The organism is Geodermatophilus sp. SYSU D01186, from assembly GCF_054050215.1.
Map to the genome: position 1 here is coordinate 1 of NZ_JBJGYW010000008.1, position 22,727 is coordinate 22,727.

19 protein-coding genes and 1 tRNA gene are annotated in these 22,727 nt (G+C 74.8%); 12 read left to right on the forward strand and 8 right to left on the reverse strand.

The window, feature by feature from the left end; all coding sequences use genetic code 11:
• Positions 1–63 precede the first annotated feature (63 nt).
• Positions 64–597, reverse strand: coding sequence for a single-stranded DNA-binding protein (locus ACI784_RS07920; RefSeq protein ID WP_457013066.1), 534 nt, complete (start codon positions 595–597; stop codon positions 64–66).
• A 182-nt stretch (positions 598–779) separates the two neighbouring features.
• Entirely contained in the window at positions 780–1,583 is an 804-nt protein-coding gene (locus tag ACI784_RS07925) for a class I SAM-dependent methyltransferase (protein WP_457013067.1), read from the reverse strand.
• 135 nt (positions 1,584–1,718) lie between these two features.
• Here ACI784_RS07925 and ACI784_RS07930 point away from each other — a divergent pair.
• Positions 1,719–1,791, forward strand: a tRNA-Arg gene (locus ACI784_RS07930).
• Between the two features lie 21 nt (positions 1,792–1,812).
• Here the strand turns inward: ACI784_RS07930 and ACI784_RS07935 are convergent.
• Entirely contained in the window at positions 1,813–2,451 is a 639-nt protein-coding gene (locus ACI784_RS07935; protein ID WP_457013068.1) for a hypothetical protein, read from the reverse strand.
• Positions 2,452–2,583: 132 nt separating this feature from the next.
• Positions 2,584–3,624: an LLM class flavin-dependent oxidoreductase gene (locus ACI784_RS07940; protein WP_456923042.1), complete on the reverse strand. Its 1,041-nt coding sequence runs from the start codon at positions 3,622–3,624 to the stop codon at positions 2,584–2,586.
• 212 nt (positions 3,625–3,836) lie between these two features.
• On the opposite strand from ACI784_RS07940, the gene ACI784_RS07945 reads away from it, so the two are divergent.
• Positions 3,837–5,792, forward strand: coding sequence for a putative bifunctional diguanylate cyclase/phosphodiesterase (locus ACI784_RS07945; RefSeq protein WP_456923043.1), 1,956 nt, complete (start codon positions 3,837–3,839; stop codon positions 5,790–5,792).
• A gap of 1 nt (position 5,793) precedes the next feature.
• On the opposite strand, the gene ACI784_RS07950 is transcribed toward ACI784_RS07945, so the two are convergent.
• On the reverse strand, positions 5,794–6,588 hold the full coding sequence (locus ACI784_RS07950; protein WP_456923044.1) for an SGNH/GDSL hydrolase family protein: 795 nt from the start codon (positions 6,586–6,588) through the stop codon (positions 5,794–5,796).
• A 99-nt stretch (positions 6,589–6,687) separates the two neighbouring features.
• On the opposite strand from ACI784_RS07950, the gene ACI784_RS07955 reads away from it, so the two are divergent.
• Both ACI784_RS07955 and ACI784_RS07960 read left to right on the forward strand, forming a co-directional pair.
• The gene (locus ACI784_RS07955) at positions 6,688–7,473 is read left to right on the forward strand and encodes a transglutaminase-like domain-containing protein (protein WP_457013069.1); all 786 of its coding nucleotides are present in this window, start codon (positions 6,688–6,690) and stop codon (positions 7,471–7,473) included.
• A 13-nt stretch (positions 7,474–7,486) separates the two neighbouring features.
• Positions 7,487–8,014, forward strand: a complete 528-nt coding sequence (locus tag ACI784_RS07960) for an NUDIX domain-containing protein (RefSeq protein WP_457013070.1) — start codon at positions 7,487–7,489, stop codon at positions 8,012–8,014.
• On the opposite strand, the gene ACI784_RS07965 is transcribed toward ACI784_RS07960, so the two are convergent.
• From ACI784_RS07965 to ACI784_RS07975, 3 genes are read right to left on the reverse strand one after another with little or no spacing between them, the layout of a single operon-like run.
• Positions 7,984–9,228 carry an FAD-dependent monooxygenase gene (locus ACI784_RS07965; RefSeq protein ID WP_456923047.1) on the reverse strand — a complete coding sequence of 415 codons (1,245 nt, stop codon included), beginning with the start codon at positions 9,226–9,228 and terminating at the stop codon, positions 7,984–7,986. The two genes, ACI784_RS07960 and ACI784_RS07965, sit on opposite strands and share 31 nt — an antisense overlap.
• Positions 9,225–10,505: an FAD-dependent monooxygenase gene (locus ACI784_RS07970; RefSeq protein ID WP_457013071.1), complete on the reverse strand. Its 1,281-nt coding sequence runs from the start codon at positions 10,503–10,505 to the stop codon at positions 9,225–9,227. The genes ACI784_RS07965 and ACI784_RS07970 overlap by 4 nt, the downstream gene beginning before the upstream one ends.
• 52 nt (positions 10,506–10,557) lie before the next feature.
• Complete coding sequence (locus ACI784_RS07975) at positions 10,558–11,985, reverse strand: dihydrolipoyl dehydrogenase family protein (RefSeq protein WP_457013072.1); 1,428 nt, start codon at positions 11,983–11,985, stop codon at positions 10,558–10,560.
• 107 nt (positions 11,986–12,092) lie between these two features.
• Between ACI784_RS07975 and ACI784_RS07980 the strand changes: the two genes are divergently transcribed.
• The 8 genes from ACI784_RS07980 to ACI784_RS08015 all read left to right on the forward strand — a co-directional run bounded on the left by ACI784_RS07980 (position 12,093) and on the right by ACI784_RS08015 (position 22,637).
• Complete coding sequence (locus ACI784_RS07980) at positions 12,093–12,605, forward strand: flavin reductase family protein (RefSeq protein ID WP_457013073.1); 513 nt, start codon at positions 12,093–12,095, stop codon at positions 12,603–12,605.
• A 141-nt stretch (positions 12,606–12,746) separates the two neighbouring features.
• A complete protein-coding gene (locus ACI784_RS07985; RefSeq protein ID WP_456923052.1) occupies positions 12,747–13,265 on the forward strand; it encodes a sigma-70 family RNA polymerase sigma factor in 519 nt (172 codons plus the stop codon).
• Positions 13,249–14,346, forward strand: a complete 1,098-nt coding sequence (locus tag ACI784_RS07990; RefSeq protein WP_457013074.1) for a hypothetical protein — start codon at positions 13,249–13,251, stop codon at positions 14,344–14,346. The genes ACI784_RS07985 and ACI784_RS07990 overlap by 17 nt, the downstream gene beginning before the upstream one ends.
• A 19-nt stretch (positions 14,347–14,365) precedes the next feature.
• A complete protein-coding gene (locus ACI784_RS07995) occupies positions 14,366–15,337 on the forward strand; it encodes an ABC transporter ATP-binding protein (protein WP_457013075.1) in 972 nt (323 codons plus the stop codon).
• Entirely contained in the window at positions 15,334–16,182 is an 849-nt protein-coding gene (locus ACI784_RS08000) for an ABC transporter permease subunit (protein WP_456923055.1), read from the forward strand. Before ACI784_RS07995 ends, ACI784_RS08000 begins: the two co-directional genes overlap by 4 nt.
• Positions 16,183–16,237: 55 nt before the next feature.
• Positions 16,238–18,841, forward strand: a complete 2,604-nt coding sequence (locus tag ACI784_RS08005) for a bifunctional FO biosynthesis protein CofGH (protein ID WP_457013076.1) — start codon at positions 16,238–16,240, stop codon at positions 18,839–18,841.
• 305 nt (positions 18,842–19,146) lie between these two features.
• A complete protein-coding gene (locus ACI784_RS08010; RefSeq protein ID WP_456923057.1) occupies positions 19,147–21,159 on the forward strand; it encodes a primary-amine oxidase in 2,013 nt (670 codons plus the stop codon).
• On the forward strand, positions 21,156–22,637 hold the full coding sequence (locus ACI784_RS08015) for an APC family permease (protein ID WP_457013077.1): 1,482 nt from the start codon (positions 21,156–21,158) through the stop codon (positions 22,635–22,637). Before ACI784_RS08010 ends, ACI784_RS08015 begins: the two co-directional genes overlap by 4 nt.
• The last annotated feature ends 90 nt before the right edge of the window (positions 22,638–22,727 follow it).

Below are 22,727 nucleotides of genomic sequence, written 5' to 3' on the forward strand. Positions count from 1 at the left end.
GGGCCGGCCGTCTGCCGGCCCGCCCCCGTGCGTTCTCGCCTCCGATCCTCCCAGCCCGGGCAACTAGACGTGCGCGGGCACCGCGGTGAGGTCGGGGGCGTCCACCCCGTGCAACGTCTCGGTGGCGTCCACGTAGTCCCGGCCGGCCACCGGGATGTCGGCCTCTCCCGGGAACCCCCCGTCGGCCGGGCGCGGCGGCGTCTCCGCGGCGACGCCCCCGGCGTCGGAGGTGCGGGTGGGCCGGGTGCATGTGAACGTGGTCCTGCCCCGGGCGAGGTTGGGGCCGACGGCAGTGGCGCGGATCCGCGGCGTGCTGCGGCGGCCGTTGTCGGACTCCCAGCTGTGCGTGGTGAGCGTGCCGTGGACGATCACCGGGTCGCCCTTGCTCACGCTGCCGGAGACGTTGCCCGACAGCTCGTTCCAGCACTCGACGTCGACCCAGAAGGTGCCGGAGTCGACGAACTCCTGGCTGCGGCTGTCGAAGCGGCGGGCGGTGGAGGCCATGCGGAAGTTGGTCACCGGGGTGCCGCCCTCCGGGCGGTAGCGGCGGGGGGCGTCGACGACGTTGCCGACGACGGTGACGATCGTGTCGTTCACGGTGCTCCTCGGGTGTGCAGCGCCGGGACGGCGCGTCCGGCGCGGTGCCGGTGTGCGACCGACCCTCGACGCCGCAGCGCCCGGGCGGCGTCGCCCGCCGGGATCTGTGGACGGCAGCGGCGCCTGTGGACGACCGGAGCCGTCGGCGCAGCGGGAGCTGGTCCACTGCGGGCGTGATCGCCTCACCCGCGCCGCCCGCGCACCGCCCACGCCCGGGCCGACAGGCTGATGGAGCCGTCGACGTCGGTGGGGAGGCGTTCGCGCAGCGCCTCGCGGAGGGCGGTGCGCTGCTCCTCCCCGAGCGACGCCACGTAGGCCGGCGCCGGTCCCGTCCGGCCGAGGAAGGGGGTCCAGTAGTCGTCGAAGCCGGTGAAGACGGTCGCCACGACGATGGCGTCGACCGCGACGTCCGCGAACCCGCCGGCGAACAGGTCGCGCAACGGGCCGGGCCGGCACCAGCCCGACCGGCGCCCCTCGTCGAGGTCCCGCGCGGCGGGGTCCAGGTCCACGGCGGCGTCCCAGAAGAACCGCAGGAGCTGCATGCCGTCGGCGTAGTCCCACACGTAGGCGGCGACCACACCCCCGGGCCGGACCACCCGCCGCATCTCCGCCACGCCGGCGGCCGGGTCGGGCACGAAGTTGAGCACCAGGCCGGAGACCACCGCGTCGACCGACGTGTCGTCCATCGGCAGCGCCTGCGCGTCCCCCTCGCGGAACGACGCCCGCCCGTCGGGAATCTGCGCCCTGGCGAGGGCCAGGAAGGCGGGCGAGGGGTCCACGCCCAGCACGCTGCCCGGCGCGCAGCCGGCGAGCACCGCTCCGGTCAGCGCGCCGGTACCGCAGCCGACGTCCAGCCACGCGCGGCCGGCCGGCACGTCGAGCCCGGCCAGGAACCCCGGGGCGACCGCACGGCTCCACCGGCCGATGTACGCCTCGTAGGCGGATGCCCCCGCCCACGGTCCCGCCGCAGCGGTCGTCTCGCTCACGGGGCACCTCCCGACGGGGGACGACGGTGCGCCGGTCATCCTCGTCCCGCCCGCGCGGCCGGCACCAGCAGTGCGGTGCCGACCGGCCCGGCACCCCGCGGGGTGGCACGGTCCAGTGCGATGATCGGCAGTCGAGCGCCCGTAGCTCAGCGGATAGAGCAGGTGCCTTCTAAGCACTTGGTCGCAGGTTCGATCCCTGCCGGGCGCGCTTCCGACCGCCCGAGCCCGGTCAGGTGCGTTCCGGCGGGTGCGCGGCCAGGAACGCCCGGGCCCGCCGCTCGTCCCGTCGGATGGCGGGCACGGCGAAGGCCGCGGTCCCCGCCAGGACCACCGCCGCGGGGACCCGCCACCAGGCCGGAGAGGCGATCAGCAGCCCCAGCCACATCGCCAGCAGCCCCGTGGTCAGCGGGACGACGTGCCGCTGCTGGAGCAGTCCCTCGGCCAGCTCGCGCGCCAGTGGGAGCCGGGCCGGGTCGACGGGCGCGGTGCCGCGCACCTGCGCCAGCAGTTCCTTGCGCTGCCGGGACGTGAGTGCCCACAGCGGGCTGCGCCAGGCACCGCGGCGTCGCGCCGCGCGCCACTGCCGGACGACCGCGACGCCCGCGACCACGAGCCCACCGGTGGCGAGGGCGAACCCGAGGACCGCGAGCCAGGCGGGGACCTCGGCCGGCTCCGACCCGGACGCGAGCACGACGGCGACCCCGATCACCGCTCCCACGACGCCGGAGAGACCCGCGACGACGAGCAACTGCCGCCACATCGACCGGCGCGCCCGCCGCCGCGCCGACCGCGCCGGCGCCGGACCGAGCAGCGCCTCGGCCTCGGACCAGCGGGCGTCGTCGGCGGGGGTGGGACGGTCGGCGGTCACCCCCGCAGCCTGGCGGGGACGACGGGTCGCGGACGTCCCACCGTGGCCGGTTCCCCCGGCCGGGTGACGGCTCGGCTGGACACGAGGAGGGCGGTGCCCCCGGCGCCACCGCCCTCGCACGTGCGGCCGGCGTCAGCGCTCGGCCGGCGGCACCCAGCCGATCGCCGGGGCCACGTGCCGCACGATCGTCTCCAGCAGGCGGGCGTTGTAGTCCACGCCCAGCATGTTCGGCACGGTGAGCAGCAGGGTGTCGGCCTCCCGGACGGCGGCGTCCTTGGCCAGCTCCTCGGCCAGCTGGTCGGGCTCGCCGACGTAGCTCTTGCCGAACCGCGCTCGCACCCCTTCCAGCAGGCCGACCTGGTCGTCGCCGGACCGCTCGCCGAAGTACTGCCGGTCCAGGTCGGTGACGATCGGCATCACGCTGCGGCTCACCGACACCCGCGGCGTCCGCTCCCAGCCCGCGTCGGCCCAGGCCGCCCGGTAGCGGGCGATCTGCTCGGCCTGCAGCTCGTCGAAGGGCACACCGGTGTCCTCGACCAGCAGCGTCGAGCTCATCAGGTTCAGTCCCTGGCGCGCCGTCCACTCGGCGGTCGCGCGGGTTCCCGACCCCCACCAGATGCGCTCGGCCAGGCCCGGCGACTGCGGCTGGATCGCCAGCCGGCCGGTCATCCCGCCGGTCATCTGCGGATCGGCGTCCACCACCGGCTGACCGGAGATCGCGGCGAGGAACAGCGCGGTCTTCTGCCGCGCGAAGTCGGCGTCGGTCGCCCCCTCGGCGGGGACGTACCCGAAGGCCTCGGAGCCGCGCAGCGCCGTCTCGGGTGACCCCCGGCTGATGCCGAGCTGGAGCCGGCCGTCGGCGAGCAGGTCGGTGGCGGCGGCCTCCTCGGCCATGTACAGCGGGTTCTCGTACCGCATGTCGGTCACGCCCGTGCCGACCTCGATCCGGCTGGTCCGCGCGGCCATCGCGGCCAGCAGGGGGAACGGGGAGGCCAGCTGCCGCGCGAAGTGGTGCACGCGCACGTAGGCGCCGTCCACACCGAGCTCCTCGGCGGCGACCGCCAGTTCCACGCTCTGCACCAGGGCGTCACGGCCGGTGCGCACCTGTGATCCGGGGACCGGCTGCCAGTGCCCGAAGGACAGGAAACCGATCCGCTTCGGGAAGCCGTCCATCACTCCACCTCTCTCGTCGTCCGCGGAGCCAAGCGCGGCGGAGGGGCCGGGTGTTCCCGGCGGACACCGCCGGGGGACGACGGCCACAGCGGCGTCCCACCGGTCACACCAGCCGCCGACACCACTTGTCGTCACTCAATGTGTTCAGTTGACCACGACTCTCCGACGAGAGGTTCCGTCACTTGACGGCATCGGTCCCTCACCCTGGACCGGTGAACCTGAGCGCTCCCGACGTACCGCGGCCCCGGGCAGGCACCCCCGGCGCCGCCGCCGGCTCGCGGCTCCGCGCCATCGACACCCTGCTGGCCGACCGCGGCCAGCTCTTCCGCGCGCTGTTCCTCGCCGCGCCGATCCCCAAGGCACTCGTCGACCTCGACGGGCACCTCCTCGTGGTCAACGAGGCGCTGTGCTCGATGACGGGGCGCGCGGCCGAGGACCTCGTCGGCCGGCACGTCGACCTGCTCGCCCACCCGGACGAGGCGCCGGTCCCCGACCTGCCGCCGGCCCCCGAGGGCCCGCTGGACCCGTGGCTGCGGCTGGACGGCGAGCGGCGGCTGCGCCGGGCCGACAACAGCGAGCTGTGGGCGATGCAGTCCCACGAGGTGATCCACACCAGCACCGGCGCGCCGCACTTCGTCGTCCTGTCGCTGGTCGACGTCACCGACCGGCGCCGCGCGGAGGAGGACCTCGTCCGCCGGGCCTACACCGACCCGCTGACCGGCCTGCCCAACCGCCGGGCCCTCGGCGAGCGCCTCAACCACGCGCTGGCTCTCTCCCGCCGCCGCGGGCTGCAGGTCGGCCTGGTGCACCTGGACCTCGACCGGTTCCAGGCGGTCAACGACGTCCTCGGCCACGAGGCCGGCGACCAGCTGCTCATCCAGGTCGCCGACCGGCTGCGGTGGAGCACCCGCGTGGAGGACACCGCGGTGCGGCTGGGCTCGGACGAGTTCCTGATCCTCGCCGAGGACGTCGAGGACCTCGAGGGCCTGCGCGCGCTGGCCGACCGGCTGCTGTCGGTGCTCGACGACCCGTTCCTCATCGGCGAGCGGGAGATCGTGCTGTCGGCGAGCGTCGGCCTCACCCTCGGCTCCGACGTCGCCCCCGACGACCTGCTGCGCCAGGCGCACAACGCGCTCACCCGCGCCCAGGCCGACGGCAGCCGGGCCCGCATCGAGGTGCACGACGGCGTGCTCAGCGACAGCGAGATCGACCAGCTGCAGCTGGAGGCCGACCTGCGGCACGCGCTGGACTCCGACGAGCTGCGGCTCTTCTACCAGCCGATCGTGGCGCTGGCCGACGAGACGCTGCTCGGCTACGAGGCACTCATCCGCTGGCAGCACCCCACCCGCGGGCTGCTGCCCCCGGGCGCGTTCATGGACGCGGCCGAGGACAACCGTCTGACCTCCAAGCTCGGTGCGTGGGTGCTGCGCCGCGCCTGCGTGGACGCCGCGACCTGGCCAGCCGGGCTGCGCGTGCACGTCAACATCTCCGCCCGGCACCTGGCCGAGCCCGGGTTCGCCGAGCTGGTGACCGACGCCCTCGCCGAGTCCGGCCTCCCGCCGGAGCGGCTGGAGCTGGAGATCACCGAGTCGACCGCGCTGTTCGCCGCCGAGGCGACGCTGCAGGCGGTGTCGGAGGTGACCGACGCCGGCGTCACCCTGGCGCTGGACGACTTCGGCACCGGCTACTCGGCGATCACCGCCCTGCACCGGCTGCCCATCCACACGGTGAAGATCGACCGCTCGTTCGTCGCCGACGTGGTGACCGAGCCCTCCACCGCGGCGCTGGTCCAGGGGCTGGTCCAGCTGGGCCTCGGCATGGGCCTGCAGGTCATCGCCGAGGGCATCGAGGACCTCGACCAGGCCGACTGGCTGCGCGAGCACGGCTGCGTGATGGCCCAGGGCTACGCCTTCGGCCGCCCCGCCCCGCTGCCCGGTCCCGCGCCGACGACCGAGGACGTCGAGCTGGCGGGGACGATGCCGCCCGGGACGGTCACCGTCGAGGACGTCCTGGCCGCCGAGCACGCACTGGTCGTGGAGGAGATGGAGTACATCGACCCGGCCGTGGACCTCGGCCCGCCGTCCGGCCCCGCGCTGCGGCTGGTCCGCGACCCGGAGCCCGACGGCGACCCGGACGCCGACCCCGACGAGGACGACGACCGGGACTGAGTCAGGCCCGCGGCAGCGCCAGCGGGACCGGCCGCTTGGCCGCGCGGCCGTCGCCCGAGGAGCGGCCGCGCAGCCGGCGGGCGATCCACGGCGCGACGAAGCCGCGCACCCACGCCGCCTCCTCGGCCAGCGCCGCCCGGAACGCCCGCCGCGGCTGCGGGGCCAGCGGCTGCCGCCAGTCGTCGCCGACGGGCAGGCCGAGGGCGGTGGCGGCGGCCAGCGCCGTGCGGCGGTGGCCCTCGTCGGTGAGGTGGATGCGGTCGCTGTCCCACATCCGCCAGTCCTGCACCCACTCCGCGCCCCACTGGTCGAGGACGACGGCGCCGTGCCGGGCCGCGATCGACCACAGCGACGCGTTGAACACGGCGACCCGTCCCCGGGTGCGGCGGATGATCGGCGTCTGGCGCGGGTCGACGCCCGTGGCCAGCAGCACGTCGGCACCCGCGGCGCGGAACCGGGCGACGGCGTCCTCGAGGACGGCGGCCAGCCGGTCGGGGTCCGCGCCCGGGCGCAGCAGGTCGTTGCCGCCGGCGACCAGGCTCACCAGGTCCGGCTGCGCGTCCAGCGCCACCGGCACCTGCTCCTCGACCACCTGTGGCAGCAGCCGTCCCCGGACGGCGAGGTTGGCGTACTCCACGTCGCCGTCGGCCGCCGCCGCCAGGTGCTCGGCCAGCCGGTCGGCCCAGCCGCGGTACTCCCCCGGCCGCTGCGGGTCGGGGTCACTGAGCCCCTCGGTGAAGGAGTCGCCGAGGGCGACGTAGCGGCGCCAGGTGGTACGGGAGGGCTCGAGCTGCACGACCTCCACTCCAGCACGGCCCCGGGGAGCCCCGCTGACCACGGGTGGGGTGAGGCACCACACAGGGCGCCGGGCCTGCGACGACGCGACGATGGGTGGGTGCGCACCGACGTCGCGGCGGCCCTGACGATCTCCTCCCCCGCCCCGGCGACGGCGCTGCTGCAGGTGGCCGCCGCCACCCCGCTGGAGGAGCAGCTGACCGTGCTGTGCGACGGCCGGCCGCTGGCGGTCGAGGAGTTCGCCGCCGGCGAGGCCCGGGTGCACCGCGTGGAGCTGGGCGAGGGGACGACGACGGTCGCCTACACCGCCGCGGTGGAGGGCGACGGCCCGCCGCGGCCGGTCACGCCGGCCGCCTGGGCGGAGGCGCTGCGGCCGAGCCGCTACTGCCCCAGCGACCAGCTGGAGGGCTTCGCCTCGACCGAGTTCGACCGCTCCCTCCCGCGCGCCGAGCTGGTCGAGACCGTGGCGGCCTGGGTGCACGACCGGCTGGTCTACACCCCGGGCGCGAGCCGGCCGGTCGACACCGCCGTCGACACCCTGCTGGCCGGCCGGGGCGTGTGCCGCGACTACGCGCACCTGACGGTGACGCTGCTGCGTGCCCTGGAGGTGCCGGCCCGACTGGTCGCCGTCTACGCGCCCGGGCTGGACCCGATGGACTTCCACGCCGTCGTCGAGGCCGACGTCGACGGCACCTGGCACGTGGTGGACGCCACCCGGCTGGCGCCGCTGCGGTCGCTGGTGCGGATCTGCGCCGGCCGCGACGCCGCCGACACCGCCTTCCTCACCACCCTGGGCGGGGTGGCCCGGTTCGAGTCGATGACGGTGACCGCCACCGTCGACGGGGGACTCCCGCAGACCACCACGGCGCCGCACCCGCTGCCCTGAGAGGCTGGCCGGCATGCGGACGACGAGCAGCCGAGAGGTCTACCGGAACCCGTGGATCCGGGTGCGCGAGGACCAGGTCGAGCGGCCCGACGGGTCGACCGGGATCTACGGCGTCGTGGAGAAGCCGCACTTCGCGCTGGTGCTGCCCGCCGAGCGCGACGGGTTCTGGCTGGTCGAGCAGTTCCGCCACCCGGTCGGCCGGCGGGCCTGGGAGTTCCCGCAGGGCACCTGGTCCCACGGGGCCTCCGGCGGCGCCGAGGAGCTGGCCCGGGCCGAGCTCGCGGAGGAGACCGGCCTCCGGGCCGGCGCGATGCGCCACCTCGGCCACCTGGACCTCGCGCCGGGGCTGTCCACCCAGGAGTTCGACGTCTGGCTGGCCACCGACCTGACCCCGGGCCCGACCGCGCGCGAGGCCACCGAGGCCGACATGCGCTGCGACTTCGTCCCCGAGGTGGAGCTGCGGGCCAGGATCCGGGACGGCCGGTTCACCGACGGCCCGAGCCTGGCCGCCTACAGCCTGCTGCTGCTCGACCGGGGCTGAGCCGGCTCCGCCGGGGGCTCGCCGTCCAGCCCCGGCCAGCGACGCGGGGCGGCGTACCGCCGACGGGCCGCGCGGATCCCCCGCCCGGCGGCCCGGACCACGCCCAGCTGGCCGGCACGGGACAGCGGGTGACGGCGTCGCACCGCGGCCCCGTCGCGGCGGCCGTCCTTGGCGTTGACGAAGTCGAGCACGTCGAGGTCCAGGATCTCGTCGAAGTGCTCCCAGCGCTCCGCCCGGCGCCGGGCGGCGTCGACCGCGCGGTTCGCCCGAGGACGGCGTCGCTCGTCGTAGGCGGTGAGGGCCTTGGTCAGGTCGCGGTGCTCGGCCAGGGCGTCGGCCAGCGCCACGGCGTCGGTCATGGCCAGGCGGGTGCCCGAGGCCCAGGTGAAGTGGGAGGCGTGGGCGGCGTCCCCCATGAGGGCGATGTTGTCGTGCCACCAGGTCTGGTTGGTCATGTGCGGGAAGCGCTGCCACGTCCCCGGGTCACCGCTGGTCCGACCGGTCAGCGGCCGGCCGTGCAGCACCTCGGCGAAGACCCCGGACAGCAACGTCAGCCCGTCCGCGCCCGGCAGCGTGTCCAGCCCCAGGCCGTGCCACGTCTCCGGCGTGCACTCCACGACGCAGGTGCTGGTGGTGCGGCTGGACGGGTAGGCGTGCATCCACACCCACCCGGCACCGGTCCGCTCGAAGGCGAACGTGATGCGTGGGAACACGTGGTCCGTGCCGAGCCAGAGGTAGCGGTTGCGGCCGTACGTGGTCGTCGTCCCGAAGGCGTCTCCGCACTGCCGCCGGACCCGGCTGCCCACGCCGTCGGACGCGACGACCAGGTCCGCGTCCGCGACCTCGGCGAGGTCTCGGACCTCCCGCCCGAACTCGACCTCCGCGCCGAGGTCGACGGCGCGGCGGGCGAGGACGTCGAGGAGTGCCGACCGCTCCAGGGCGGAGCGGTAGTGCGAGAAGTACGCCGACCGCCCCTCCTTCCACCACTCCTGTTCCTCCCAGCTCACCGAGCGGGCGTGGACCTCCCGGGCACCGGGCAGGTCGTTGGCGAACAGCAGGTCCATCATCCGCTCGGAGTAGGTCACGCCCCACCCGGACGTCGCCCCGGGGACGTACCGCTCGATCACCCGCACCGCGAGGTCGGGATCGCGTCTCCGGGCGCAGATGGCGAAGAACAGGCCCGCCGGCCCACCGCCCACGCAGACGACGTTCATGCGCCCGGGGTCCCTTCCGCTGAGGACGTTCCGACTGAGGCCGTTCCGACTGAGGACGCCCCGACGAGGTGGGGCGCCGCGGCCGGGCGGCCGCCGTCCCGCCAGTGGCCGCGGGCGTGGTTCCAGCGCGACAGGACCAGCGCCTGCCGACGCGCGACTCGCACCGGACGCAGCTGGCGGGCCAGGGTGCGCGGGCGGTAGCGCCACAGGTCCTCGGGCGGACAGCCCTTCCTGGCGGTGATGTAGTCGATGACGTCGTACTCGAGCAGCCGGTCGACGTTCTCCGACCGCTCCGCCCGGTGCTGTCCGCTCTTCACGGCGCGGTCCATGAGCGGCCGGCGCTGGGCCTCGTAGGCCTCCACTGCGCGTGGCAGGTCGCCGTGGGCGGCCAGGGAGTCGGCCAGGGTCGCCGCGTCGGTGATCGCGTACCGGGTACCCGAGCCGCGGGTGTAGTGCACGGCGTGGGCCGCGTCGCCCATGAGGACGACGTTGCCGTGCCGCCACGTCCGGTTGGTCAGGTGCTTGAAGCACAGCCACCGCGCCGGCTCGCCGCGGGGGCTCCCGTACAGCCGCCCTCCGGCCAGGGCGTCCCGGAAGACGCCTTCGAGGAGGCGCAGACACTCGTCGGAGGCCATCCGGTCCAGTCCCAGGCCCGTCCAGGTCTCCGGCTTGCACTCGACGACGCACGTGCTGATCGGGCCTCGAGCCGGGTAGGAGTGGATCCAGATCCACCCGGCGGGCGTCCGCTCCCACACGAACGTGATGAACGGGAACCGGTGGTCGGTGCCGAGCCAGGCGTAGCGGTTGCGTCCGACGACGACCCGCGTGCCGAAGGCGTCGACGAACTGCTGGCGGACCCGGCTGTTGACGCCGTCCGACGCCACGACGAGGTCGGCGTCGGCGAACGGCGTGACGTCGGTGACCTCCTGCCCGTACTCGACCTCCACGCCCAGCTCCACCGCGCGCCGCGCCAGGACGTCCAGGAGGGTCGCCCGCTCGATGCCCGAGACGGTGTGGGGCAGGTAGACGGACCGCCCGTGGAGGCGGAACTCCTGCTCGTGCCAGGTGACCGACCGGGCGCGGATCTCCCGTGCGCTCTCGGGGTCGTGCTCGTAGAGCAGGTCCAGCAGTTCGTCGGGGTACGTGACACCCCAGCCGAAGGTCTCGCCGGGCGGGTTGCGTTCGAGGACCCTGACCCGACTGCCCGGATCCCGCCTCTTCGTGCAGATCGCGAAGTAGAGCCCGGAGGGTCCGCCGCCGACGCACACCACGTCCATGCGTCCCGAGGATGGCCCGGACGGCCCCGGCGGGACAAGGCGTCCGGGCGCGTCAGCCGCGGTACGCCTCCAGCAGCCGCAGCCAGACCTCGCTCATCGTGGGGAAGGCCGGGACGGCGTGCCACAGCCGGGCGATCGGCACCTCGCCGACCACCGCGACGGTCGCCGCGTGCAGCAGCTCGGCCACGCCCGGCCCGACCAGGGTGACCCCCAGCAGCACCTCGCGCTCGGGATCCACCACGGCGACCGCCGTCCCGGTGTAGCCGTCGGCGTGCAGCGACGCCCCCGCGACGTGCCCGATCGGGTACGTCACGACGCGGTGCGGCACCCCGGCCTCGGCCGCCGTGGCCCGGGTCAGGCCGACGCTGGCGATCTGCGGCTCGGTGAAGACCACCGACGTCGTCGCCCGCCGGTCGGCGGTGGCCGCGGTCGGCGACCAGTCGGCCGTCGACACCGCCTCGCCGCGGGCACGGGCCACGATCGCCGCGCCGGCCTGCCGCGCCTGGTACTTGCCCATGTGGGTCAGCTGCCGGCGGCCGTTGACGTCGCCGACGCCGTAGAGCCACGGCAGGCCCCGGACCTGCAGCGAGTCGTCGACGTCGAGGTACTCCCCCGGCGTCAGTCCCACCGTCTCCACGCCGACGTCGGCGGTGCGCGCCCGCCGGCCGACGGCGACGAGCACCTCGTCGCCGCGCCGCTCGCCGTCGGTGCACCGCAGCACCACCTCGTCGCCCTCCCGGGAGGCGGCCACCACGTCGGTGTCCAGCCGGACGTCGACGCCGCGGTCGCGCAGCGCGGCGGCCACCGCTGCCCCGGCCTCGGGCTCCATGTCGTCGAGCAGCCGCTCCCCGCGCTGCAGCAGGGTGACCCGGGTGCCGAGCGCCTGCCACGCCGTGGCCATCTCGCAGCCGACGTACCCACCACCGAGGACCAGCAGCCGGCCGGGGGCCTCCTTGGCGCTGGTGGCCTCGCGCGGGGTCCACGCGCCGACGTCGCGCAGCCCCTCGATCGGCGGGACGGCGGCCTCCGAGCCGGTGCAGACCGCGACCGCGTGCCGCGCCGTGAGCCGGGTGGTCGTCCCGTCGGCGGAGGCGACGACCACCGCGCGCTCGCCGTCGAGCCGGCCGGTGCCGCGCAGCAGCGCGATGCCAGCGCCGTCGACCCACTGCGCCTGCGGGGTGTCGTCCCAGGAGTGGGTGAAGCCGTCGCGGCGGGCGAGGGTGGCGGCGACGTCCTGCTCGCCGGTGACCGCCTGCCGCGCGCCGTCCACGGCCCGCGCCGCGGCGAGGGCCTCGGTGCCGCGCAGCAGCGCCTTGCTCGGCATGCACGCCCAGTACGAGCACTCGCCGCCGACCAGCTCGGCCTCCACGAGCGCCGCGGTCAGGCCCCCGCGGACGACGGCGTCGGCGACGTTCTCCCCGGTGGAGCCGCCCCCGAGGACGACGACGTCCACCACCAGCTCCGCAGCGACCACCGTCACCGGTTCGCTCCCGCGGGACGCTCCGCTCCTCGCTCGTTCCTCGCTGCGATGCTCGCGTCCCTGTCCGCTCACCCGTCGCATCCTGGCGGTGTGGTCGACTGGCCGCCATGCCGGTCGACCCCGCCACGTTCGCCGACGCGCTCCGCCAGTACGCCGCCGGGGTGTGCCTGATGACCGTGCAGGACGACATCGACGACGTCGGCACCACCGTCACCTCGGTGATGAGCGTGTCGGCCGACCCGCCGCTGGTCGCGGTCGGGCTGACCGCGGGCGGCTACCCGGCGGAGGTGCTCGAGGCGGTGGGCACCTGCGCGCTGACCGTGCTCGCCGCCGGGCACGCGATCGTGGCGTCGCGGTTCTCCTCCGCCGGGCGGCCCAGCGCCCGTCACCTGCTGGAGTCCCTGCCCTGGACCCGGGCCCCGGGCAGCGGGGGCATCGTGCTGAGCGGGGGGCTGGTCGCCCTGGACTGCCGGCTGGAGCGGCTGGTCGACGCCGGAGACCACGTGCTGGCCCTGCTGGGCGTCGAGGAGGTGCTGGCCGGGGACGCCGCCGCTCCGCCCCTGCTCCGGCACCGGGGCCGCTACGTCGACGACAGCGGCGCCGCGGCCGGTCGCGCCTGACCGCGCGGTGAGAACCGGTTGTCACATCCGCGGCCCCGGCGGTGCTGTAGGGGCATGGAGCTCATCCGGCCCGGAGGACCGGCCGCCGCCCTCCCGGTCCCGGGCAGGGTGCGCGGCGCACGAGGGAGGGGCGGCGTAGCGGTGTCGAGTCCCGCCGCGCGCGGTGCCGTGCGCACCGACCTGGCCGACGTCTTCCGCAGCCACTACCCGCGGGTTGTCGCCGTCGCCGCCCGGGTGCTCGGCTCCCGCGACTCCGCCGAGGACGTCGCGCAGGAGGTCTTCCTCTCCTTCGGCCGCTCCTCGGTGCCGGCCGCCGAGGCCGGGGGCTGGCTGACCGTCGCCGCGACCCACACCGCGCTCAACCTGCTCCGCTCCGGCCGGCGTCGCAGCGCCCGTGAGGTGGCCGCCGGGCCCGGTCCGGCCGTCGTCCCCGACGTCGCCGAGACCGTGATCACCGGCGAGGAGCGCAGCTCGGTCCGGGCCGCGCTGGGCCGGCTGCCGCACAAACAGGCGGCCGCGCTGGTGCTCCGGCACAGCGGCCTGAGCTACGCCGAGGTCGCCGCCGCACTCGACATGTCCCCAGGGAGCGTGGGCACCACCGTGCGCCGCGCCGAGTCCGTCCTGCTCGAGGAGCTGAACCGCCATGCGTCACCCGAGTGAGGGCGTCCTGCGCCGACTGGTCGACGAGCCGGCCGGCGTGACCGACGCCGACCGCGCCCACGTCGCCGGCTGCCCGGCGTGCCTGGGTGCACTGGAGACCGCCCGCGCCGACGCCGAGCTCGTCGGCTCCGCGCTCGCCCCCGCGGGCTCCGCGACCGTCGACACCGACGCCGCCTGGGCCCGCCTCTCGGCGACCGCCGCGGCGCCCGCGACGACCGCCGGCGCCCGTCGTCCGGTGGCTCCCGCGGCGCGCGGCCGGTGGTGGACGACGGTCCGCAAGCCCGCCGTGGCCGCGGTGAGCGCGGTGGTGCTGGTGACCGGCGCCGGCGTCGCGGCGGCCAACGACTGGCTGCCGATCTTCCAGGCCGAGCGCGTCGACCCGGTCGAGGTGAGCGCCACCGACCTCGTCCAGGTGCCCGACCTCTCCGCCTACGGCGACCTGGAGGTCACCCAGGAGCCGGACCCGCAGCAGGTGCCCGACGCCGCGGCCGCGCGCGAGCGGACCGGCCTGGACGTCCCCGAGGTCGCCGACCTGCCCGACGGCGTGACGGGGGAACCGGCCTACCAGGCGGCGGGGGTCCTCGACGCCACGTTCACCTTCTCGGCCGACAAGGCCGCGCAGGCCGCGGCCGCGGAGGGCGAGGTCCTGCCTCCGGCGCCCGCGGGGATCGACGGCAGCCGGCTGCGGCTGCAGGCCGGTCCGGGCGTCGCGACCGTCTGGTCCCAGCCGACCGGCGTGCCGACGCTCGTCGTCGCCCGGGTCGGCGCCCCCCGCGTGGACTCCTCGGGCGTCCCGTTCGAGACGGTGCGCGACCACCTGCTGTCCCTCCCCGGCCTGCCCGACGGGCTCGCGGACCAGCTCCGCGACCTCTCGGCGGACGGCGCGACCCTGCCCCTCCCCGTCCCGGCGGAGATGGTGACCAGCTCCACCGCCGACGTCGGCGGCGTGGAGGCGACCGTCCTCACCTCGCGCAACGGGCTGTTCGCCGGGGTGGTGTGGGTCGAGGACGGCGTGATGACCGGGGTCGCCGGGTCGCTGAGCGCCGACGAGCTCCTGTCGGTCGCCCGTGGCCTCCGCTGACGCCACTACCGTCCGGGGCGTGACCTCCGACACCACGGCCGCGGGGACGGCGGCCGGCGAGCTGGCGGCTCTCCCGCCGTCCCCGGCGGTCTGGTGCTCCGGGCTGCGCAAGCGGTACGGACGCCGGACCGCCGTGGACGACGTCTCCTTCTCGGTCGCCCGCGGCGAGGTGCTGGGCCTGCTCGGCCCCAACGGCGCGGGGAAGACCAGCGTCATCAAGATGCTGCTGGGCCTGGTCCGGCCCGACGCCGGTGAGGTGCTGCTGCTCGGCCGGCGGTCGACCGACCCCCGGTCGCGGGCCGCCGTCGGGTACCTGCCCGAGCTCTTCCGCTACCAGCCCTGGCTGACGCCGGCCGAGGTGCTGGACCTGCACGTGAGTCTGGCCCGGGTCGACGTCCCCGCCGCCGAGCGACGGGAGTGCCTGGCGCTGGTGGGACTGGCCGAGCGGGCCGGGGACCGGGTCGGCGGGTTCTCCAAGGGCATGCAGCAGCGGCTCGGGCTCGCCGTCGCGCTCGTCGCCCGGCCCGAGCTCGTCGTCCTCGACGAGCCCACCAGCGCGCTCGACCCGATCGGCCGGGTCGACGTGCGCGACCTCGTGCTCGCGCTCCGGTCCCGCGGCGTGGCGGTCCTGCTCAACTCGCACCTGATCGGGGAGGTGGAGCGGGTGTGCGACCGGGTGGTGATCCTCGACCGGGGACGGGTGGCCGCGTCGGGCACGCTCGCCGAGCTGCTCGGCCAGCGCGAGGTGCGGTTGCGGCTGGGCGGCGCGGACGGCCGGGCCGAGGACCGGCTGCGGGCGGCCGGCGCGCTGGCCCGCAGCGGCGACTGGTTCACCGTCGCCCTCTCGTCCGAGGACGACGGCGTCACCGTCCCGGACCTCGTCCGCGACCTCGTCGGGCTCGGCGTCCGCGTGCACGCCGTCGAACCGGTGCGGATCAGCCTCGAGGAGCGGCTGCTCGGGATCCTGCGCCACGAGGAGCCCACGTCGTGACGGCGCTGACCGTCGCCGGCCTCACGCTGCGCGAGGCCGCCCGGCGGCGGGTGGTCTGGGCGCTCCTGGCGCTGACCGTCGTGCTGCTGGCGCTCAGCGCCTGGGGCTTCTCGAAGCTGGTCGGCCTGGACACCGAGCTGGGCACCATGACCAGCGGGGAGGCCCGTCTCGTCGCCTCGCTGCTGCTCAACCTGATCATGTTCGGGCTGAGCCTGATCGCGGCCATCGGCACGGCCTTCCTCGCCGGGCCGACGCTCGCCGGGGAGGTCGAGTCGGGACAGGCGCTGGCGATCCTCGCCCGTCCGGTCCGCCGGTCGTCGGTCCTGCTCGGCAAGTGGCTCGGGCTGGTCGCCTTCGGCTCCGGGTACGTGGTCCTGGCCGGCCTGGCCGAGATCCTCGTCGTCCGGGTGGCGGTCGGTTACTGGCCGCCCGCGCCCGCCGTGGGGCTGGCCCTGCTGGCCGCCCAGACCGTGGTGCTGCTGACGCTGGCGCTCCTGCTGTCCAGCGTCGTGTCGCCGATGGCCTCCGGCATCATCGCCGTCGGGCTGTTCGGGGCGACCTGGGTCGCCGGCGTGGTCGGGGGCATCGGCGCGGCCCTGGGCAACGAGGGCGTCGAGCGCGTCGGCACGGTGTCACGGGTCCTGCTGCCCACCGACGGCCTGTGGCGTGGCGCGATGAACGCCTTCCAGGACCCGGTCGCCCTGGTCCAGATGGGTCCCGGGGAGGGCGGCTTCCCCTTCCTGAGCGAGGCGCCGCTGACCCCCGCGTACCTCGCGTGGGCCGTGGTCTGGATCGCCGTGTTCTGGGGGCTGACCGCGCTGTCCTTCCAGCGCCGGGACGTCTGAGGAGACCACCCTTCGGCGACACCCGGCAGGGGGGCAGGGGATAGCGTCGACCGCGATGACCGAGCAGCTGATCCCCACCGAGTCCGCCGTGCGCCGCGCCGTCGTCCGCGCCGAGCGCGGCGTCGCCCTGGACGCGACCGAGGCCGAGACCCTGCTGTCCGCCCGCGGTCTGGGCGAGGGGGAGCCGCTGGACCGGCTGCTGGTCGCCGCCGGCCGGGTGCGCGACGCCGGGCTGGCCTCGGCCGGGCGCCCGGGGGTGGTCACCTACAGCCGCAAGGTGTTCATCCCGCTGACCCACCTGTGCCGGGACCGCTGCCACTACTGCACGTTCGTCACCACGCCCGGTCAGCTGCGGGCGGCGGGGAAGGCGCCGTTCCTGTCGCCGGACGAGGTGCTCGACGTCGCCCGCGCCGGGGCCGCGCTGGGCTGCAAGGAGGCGCTGTTCACCCTCGGCGACCGCCCCGAGGCACGCTGGCCGGTGGCGGCCGAGTGGCTGGAGGCGCACGGTTTCGACTCGACCCCGGCCTACCTGCGCGCGATGGCGATCCGCGTGCTGGAGGAGACCGGGCTGCTGCCGCACCTCAACCCCGGCGTCCTGTCGTGGGAGGAGATCCAGCGGCTCAAGCCGGTGTCGGCGTCCATGGGGATGATGCTGGAGACGACGGCGACCCGGCTGTGGTCCGAACCCGGCGGCCCGCACTTCGGCTCGCCGGACAAGGAGCCGCGGGTGCGGCTGCGGGTGCTGGAGGACGCCGGGCGCTCGGCGGTGCCGTTCACCACCGGCGTGCTGCTGGGCATCGGCGAGACCTACGCCGAGCGGGTCGACGCCGTGCTGGCCATCCGCGCGGCGCACGCCCGGCACGGGCACGTGCAGGAGGTCATCGTCCAGAACTTCCGGGCCAAGCCGCGCACCGCGATGGCCGCCTCCGCCGACCTGGACCTGCAGGAGTACGTCGCCGCGGTCGCCGTCACCCGGCTGCTGCTCGGGCCGAAGGCGCGGGTGCAGGCGCCGCCGAACCTGTCCGACTCCACCGAGCTGGAGCTGCTGCTGCGCGCCGGCGTCGACGACTGGGGCGGGGTCTCGCCGCTGACGCCGGACCACGTCAACCCCGAGCGGCCCTGGCCCAACATCGACAAGCTGGCCGCGCTGACCGCCGAGGCCGGCTTCGAGCTGCGGGAGCGGCTGGCCGCCCAGCCGCCCTACGTCCTCTCCCCGGAACCGTGGCTGGACCCCCGGGTGCGCCCGCACGTCGCCGCGCTGGCCGGCCCCGGCGGGCTGGCGGTCGAGGGCCGCACCCCGGCCGGGCGGCCGTGGCAGGAGCCGGACGAGGCGTGGACGTCGTCCGGGCGGGTGGACCTGCACGTCGAGGTGGACACCGTCGGGCGCACCGGCGACCGGCGCAGCGACTTCGACGCCGTCTACGGCGACTGGTCCGAGCTGCGCTCCCGCACCGAGTCGGCCCGGTCGGCGGGGTCGTCGGCCCTGCGGGTCGGCGACCCGGCGGTGCACGGGGCCCTGTCGCACGCCGAGACCGACCCCGCCGGCCTCACCGACGCGCAGTACCTGGCGCTGCTGGGTGCCGACGGGGCGGACCTGGAGGCGCTGGTGGCTCTGGCGGACTCGGTCCGGCGCGACACCGTGGGCGAGGACGTCACCTACGTGGTGAACCGGAACATCAACTTCACCAACGTCTGCTACACCGGCTGCCGGTTCTGCGCGTTCGCCCAGCGGCGCACCGACGCCGACGCCTACACCCTGTCGATGGCCCAGGTCGGCGACCGGGTGGACGAGGCCTGGGCCGCCGGGGCGACCGAGATCTGCATGCAGGGCGGCATCCACCCAGACCTGCCCGGCAGCGCCTACCTGGACCTGGCCCGCGAGGTGAAGCGCCGGCAGCCCGGCATCCACCTGCACGCCTTCTCCCCGATGGAGATCGTCAACGGCGCCGCCCGCACCGGGCTGTCGTTCGAGGAGTTCCTCACCGCCGCGAAGGAGGCCGGGCTCGACAGCATCCCGGGCACCGCGGCGGAGATCCTCGACGACGACGTCCGCTGGGTGCTCACCAAGGGGAAGCTGCCCACCGCCACCTGGATCGAGATCATCACGACCGCGCACCGCGTGGGGCTGCCGACGACCTCGACGATGATGTACGGCCACGTCGACACCCCCGCGCACTGGGTGGCGCACCTGCGCACCCTGGCCCGGGTGCAGGACGAGACCGGCGGGTTCACCGAGTTCGTGCTGCTGCCGTTCGTGCACCACAGCTCGCCGATCTACCTGGCCGGCGTCGCCCGCCCCGGCCCCACCGTGCGGGAGAACCGGGCGGTGCACGCGGTGGCCCGCCTGCTGCTGCACGGCCGGATCCCCAACGTGCAGACCTCCTGGGTCAAGCTCGGCGACGTCGGCACCCAGGCGGTCCTGGCCGGCGGCGCGAACGACCTCGGCGGCACGCTCATGGAGGAGACGATCAGCCGGATGGCCGGCAGCGAGAACGGCTCGCTGAAGACCATCGCCCAGCTCGAGGCGATGGCCGCCGCCATCGGCCGTCCCGCCCGCCAGCGCACCACCGAGTACGGCACCCCGTCGGCCGAGCGGACGGCCACCGCGCGGTCGGAGGAGGGCCGCCGCGCGCTGACCCTGTCGATCACCCCGCGCTGAGGGGGCGGGTCGCCGCAGGTCGTCCGTTCTCAGGTCGGAGTTGCTCATGCGCACCTCCGCGGGCTCCGCTATGGCAGTCCCTGCCCGGCACCTCCGCGGGGTGTGTCACAACCCCCCACTGTCCGTCACCGACTCCGCTGGGTGTTCAGCGAAACACGCTGAGGGGGCCCAGCTCCCACCAGCGGTTGTGACCTAGGTCACTGGAACTCCTTGTCGGCCGCACCACGCCCTCGGTACGGTCCGGCCCACCTGGCCGCGCGCCCCCGCGCCCCCAGGCCCGGTCGACGCTCCTCGAGGAGAATGCCGTGGCCCTCCACGCTCCGGATGTACGCACCACCACCAGCAACCCGCTGGAGCCCCTGAACCCAGATGAGATCCGGCGGACGTCGGAGATCCTCCGCGAGCAGCGGGATCTCGGTGACCAGGTCCGGTTCGTGATGACCCGCCTGCACGAGCCGCCCAAGCAGGAGGTCCTCGCGCACGACCGCGCGGGCGGCCCCGAACCGGAACGGGCGGCCTCCGTCGTCCTCTACGACCGCGGCCACCAGCAGACGATCGAGGCGGTCGTCTCCCTCTCCAGCGGCCTGGTCACCTCCTGGGAGGTCGTGGAGGGAGTCCAGCCCAGCGTGATGCTGGAGGAGTTCTTCCAGACCGAGGAGATCACCCGCGCCGACCCGAGGTGGCAGGAGGCGATGCGCAAGCGCGGGGTCACCGACTTCTCGCTGACGATGATCGACCCGTGGGCCGCCGGCTACGACCTCGAGGACCCCAAAGGGCGTCGGCTCATCCGCCCGCTGACCTTCGTCCGCTCCCGCGAGGACGACAACGGCTACGCCCGCCCGGTCGAGGGGCTCATCGTGCTGGTCGACCTCGACCGGATGGAGGTCATCGACGTCCGCGACCACGGCGTCGTGCCGCTGCCCGGGAAGGCCGGCAACTACACGCCCGAGCTGGCGTTCGACGAGGACAACCGCCCGGCGTTCCCAGGGCTGCGCGACGACGTCCGGCCGATCGAGATCACCCAGCCGGAGGGGCCGAGCTTCACCGTCGACGGCCACGCGGTCAGCTGGCAGAAGTGGCGGTTGCGGGTGGGCTACAGCCCCCGTGAGGGCCTCGTGCTGCACCAGGTGGGCTACGAGGACAAGGGCCGGCTGCGCCCGGTCATCTACCGGGCGTCGCTGTCGGAGATGTACATCCCCTACGCCGACCCGGCTCCCACGCACCGGATCAAGAACGTCTTCGACGAGGGTGAGTACGGGGTGGGGCTGCTGCTGAACCCACTGCAGCTCGGCTGCGACTGCCTGGGCGAGATCCACTACTTCGACGCCGTCGCCAACGACCAGGACGGCCAGCCGGTCACCATCCCCAACGCCATCTGCATGCACGAGGAGGACTACGGGGTCGCGTGGAAGCACACCGACTTCCGCACGGAGAAGATGGAGGTCCGGCGCTCGCGCCGGCTGGTGATCTCCTGCTTCGCCACCGTCGGCAACTACGAGTACGGGTTCTTCTGGTACCTCTACACCGACGGCAGCATCCAGTTCGAGGTCAAGCTCACCGGCGTGATCTCCACCGGCGCCGTCCAGCCCGGTGAGCAGCCGCGGTTCGGCAACCTCGTGGCCCCGGGCCTCTACGGCCCGCACCACCAGCACTTCTTCAACGTCCGCCTGGACATGCAGGTCGACGGCGAGCGCAACTCCGTCTACGAGGTCGACTCCGTCCCGCTGCCCCCGGGTGCGGACAACCCCTACGGCAACGCCTGGGTCACCCAGAAGACGCTGCTGGGCCGGGAGAGCGAGGCCCAGCGGCTGATCGACCCGTTCGCCGCCCGCGTCTGGTACATCGTCAACCCCTCCTCGGTGAACGAACTCGGCCAGCCGGCCGGCTACAAGCTCATGCCCGGGGACAACGTGCTCCCGCTCCAGCAGGAGGGCTCGCAGGCCTTCTCGCGCGCGCAGTTCGCGTACAAGCACCTGTGGGTGACGGCGTACGACCCGCGCGAGATGTTCGCCGCCGGCGACTACCCCAACCAGTGCGAGAACGCCGGTGGGCTGCCCGAGTTCGTCAAGGCCGACCGGTCCCTCGAGGACCAGGACGTGGTGGTCTGGTACTCGTTCGGCGCCCACCACGTCGTCCGCCCCGAGGACTGGCCGGTCATGCCGGTCAGCTACGTCGGGTTCCACCTCAAGCCGGTCGGGTTCTTCGACGGCAACCCCGCCCTCGACCTGCCGCCGTCGGCGCCGGCCTGCCACACCGGCAACGGGCACGCCGCCGGCAACGGGCACGCCGCCGCCGGCAACGGGCCGGTGGTCCCGTGAGCGGGCCGGAGCCGCAGCCGCACGCGGTCCACCCCGACCGGGGCCTGGCGCACAACTCGATGAGCCAGGTCGAGGTGCTGTCCCAGTCGGTGGCCGGCATCGCCCCCAGCGCCGTCATGGCCACCGGGCCTGCGCTCATCGTGCTGTTCGCCGGCCAGGGGGCGTGGCTGTCGTACGTGGCGGCCACGATCGTCGTGGTGCTCGTGGGGCTGGTCGTGGCGCAGTTCGGACGGCGGTTCGCGTCGTCGGGCTCGCTCTACAGCTACGTCGCCCGGGGACTGGGCCCCACCGGGGCGTTCGCGGCCGGCTGGGGACTGGTCATCGGGTACACGTGCATCGCGATGCTCGGCGTGACCCTGATCGGCCCCTATGCCGCCAGCTTCCTCGAGACCCTCGGGCTGCCCGCGGCGACGATGACCGGGTTCATCGTGATCACGGCGATCACGACGGTCGCCTCGGCCGCGTTCGCCATCGCCGGCATCAAGATCTCCACGCGCATCGGGCTGGTGCTCGAGGTCGTCTCGGTGTCCGCCGTCCTGCTGGTCCTCGTCGTCGTGGTCGCCAACGGCGGCGAGAGCTCGGCTCCGTCCCAGTTCGACCTGTCCGGTCTCACCTCGGACGGCGTCACGTTCGGGATCGTCCTCGCCGTCCTGGGGTTCGTCGGGTTCGAGAGCGCGGCCAGCCTGGGCGCGGAGGCCCGCGACCCGCACCGGACCATCCCCCGGGCGGTGATCGGCAGCGCGATCCTCGTCGGCATCCTGTACGTCTTCGCGACCTACGCCTCCGTGCTCGGCTTCGGCGGGACCGAGGCGCTGAGCGGCAGCTCGGCCCCGATCAGCGACCTCGCCCAGCGCAACGGTCTCGGCGGCGTGACCTGGCTGGTCGACCTCGGGGTCACGGCGTCGTTCTTCGCGGTCGCCATCGCCAGCATCAACGCCGCCGCCCGCGTGCTCTACACGATGGGCGAGGAGGACGTGCTGCCCGCGGTGCTGGGCCGGGCCCACGCCAAGCACAAGACCCCGCACATCGCCATCGGCGTCCTCGCGCCCGTCGTCGGCCTCGTGCCGATCCTCCTGATGATCGCCGGGCGGGCCCCGCTCGAGGTCTACGCCTACGTCGGCACGATCGGCACGTTCGGCTACATGCTCGGGTACCTGCTGATGGCCGTCGCGCTGCCGTTCTTCCTCCGCCGCCGGGGTGAGGCCAACCCGCTGTCGACGGTCCTCGCGATCGTCGTCGTGGCGGCGCTGCTCTACGTCTTCTACAAGAACGTCGTCCCGGTCCCGGACTGGCCGATGAACCTCATGCCGTGGATCTTCGCGGGCGCGCTCGTCCTCGGTCTGGCCTGGTACGCCGGCGTCCGGATCCGGAACCCGCAGGTGCTCGCGGAGGTGGGCACGGTGGAGGAGGACCCCGTCCCGCCGGGTACGGCGCAGGTCCACGTCACCGGACTCGGCGAGCCGGAGAACCGCCGGTGAGCGGCTGACCGGCGGCGGTGTGTGCACGCGTCCCGGTGCGCCGGGATCGGCGGTCTCGCACGCTGCACGACGTCCGGCGTGCGAGACCGC

Excerpts from the sequence above, each read along its gene's own strand:
- ACI784_RS07940 (WP_456923042.1), bottom strand. The coding sequence starts at position 3,624 with ATGGACGGCTTCCCGAAGCGGATCGGTTTCCTGTCCTTCGGGCACTGG.
- ACI784_RS08005 (WP_457013076.1), top strand. The coding sequence starts at position 16,238 with ATGACCGAGCAGCTGATCCCCACCGAGTCCGCCGTGCGCCGCGCCGTC.
- ACI784_RS07990 (WP_457013074.1), top strand. The coding sequence starts at position 13,249 with ATGCGTCACCCGAGTGAGGGCGTCCTGCGCCGACTGGTCGACGAGCCG.
- ACI784_RS07970 (WP_457013071.1), bottom strand. The coding sequence starts at position 10,505 with ATGGACGTGGTGTGCGTCGGCGGCGGACCCTCCGGGCTCTACTTCGCG.
- ACI784_RS07965 (WP_456923047.1), bottom strand. The coding sequence starts at position 9,228 with ATGAACGTCGTCTGCGTGGGCGGTGGGCCGGCGGGCCTGTTCTTCGCC.
- ACI784_RS07980 (WP_457013073.1), top strand. The coding sequence starts at position 12,093 with ATGCCGGTCGACCCCGCCACGTTCGCCGACGCGCTCCGCCAGTACGCC.
- ACI784_RS07960 (WP_457013070.1), top strand. The coding sequence starts at position 7,487 with ATGCGGACGACGAGCAGCCGAGAGGTCTACCGGAACCCGTGGATCCGG.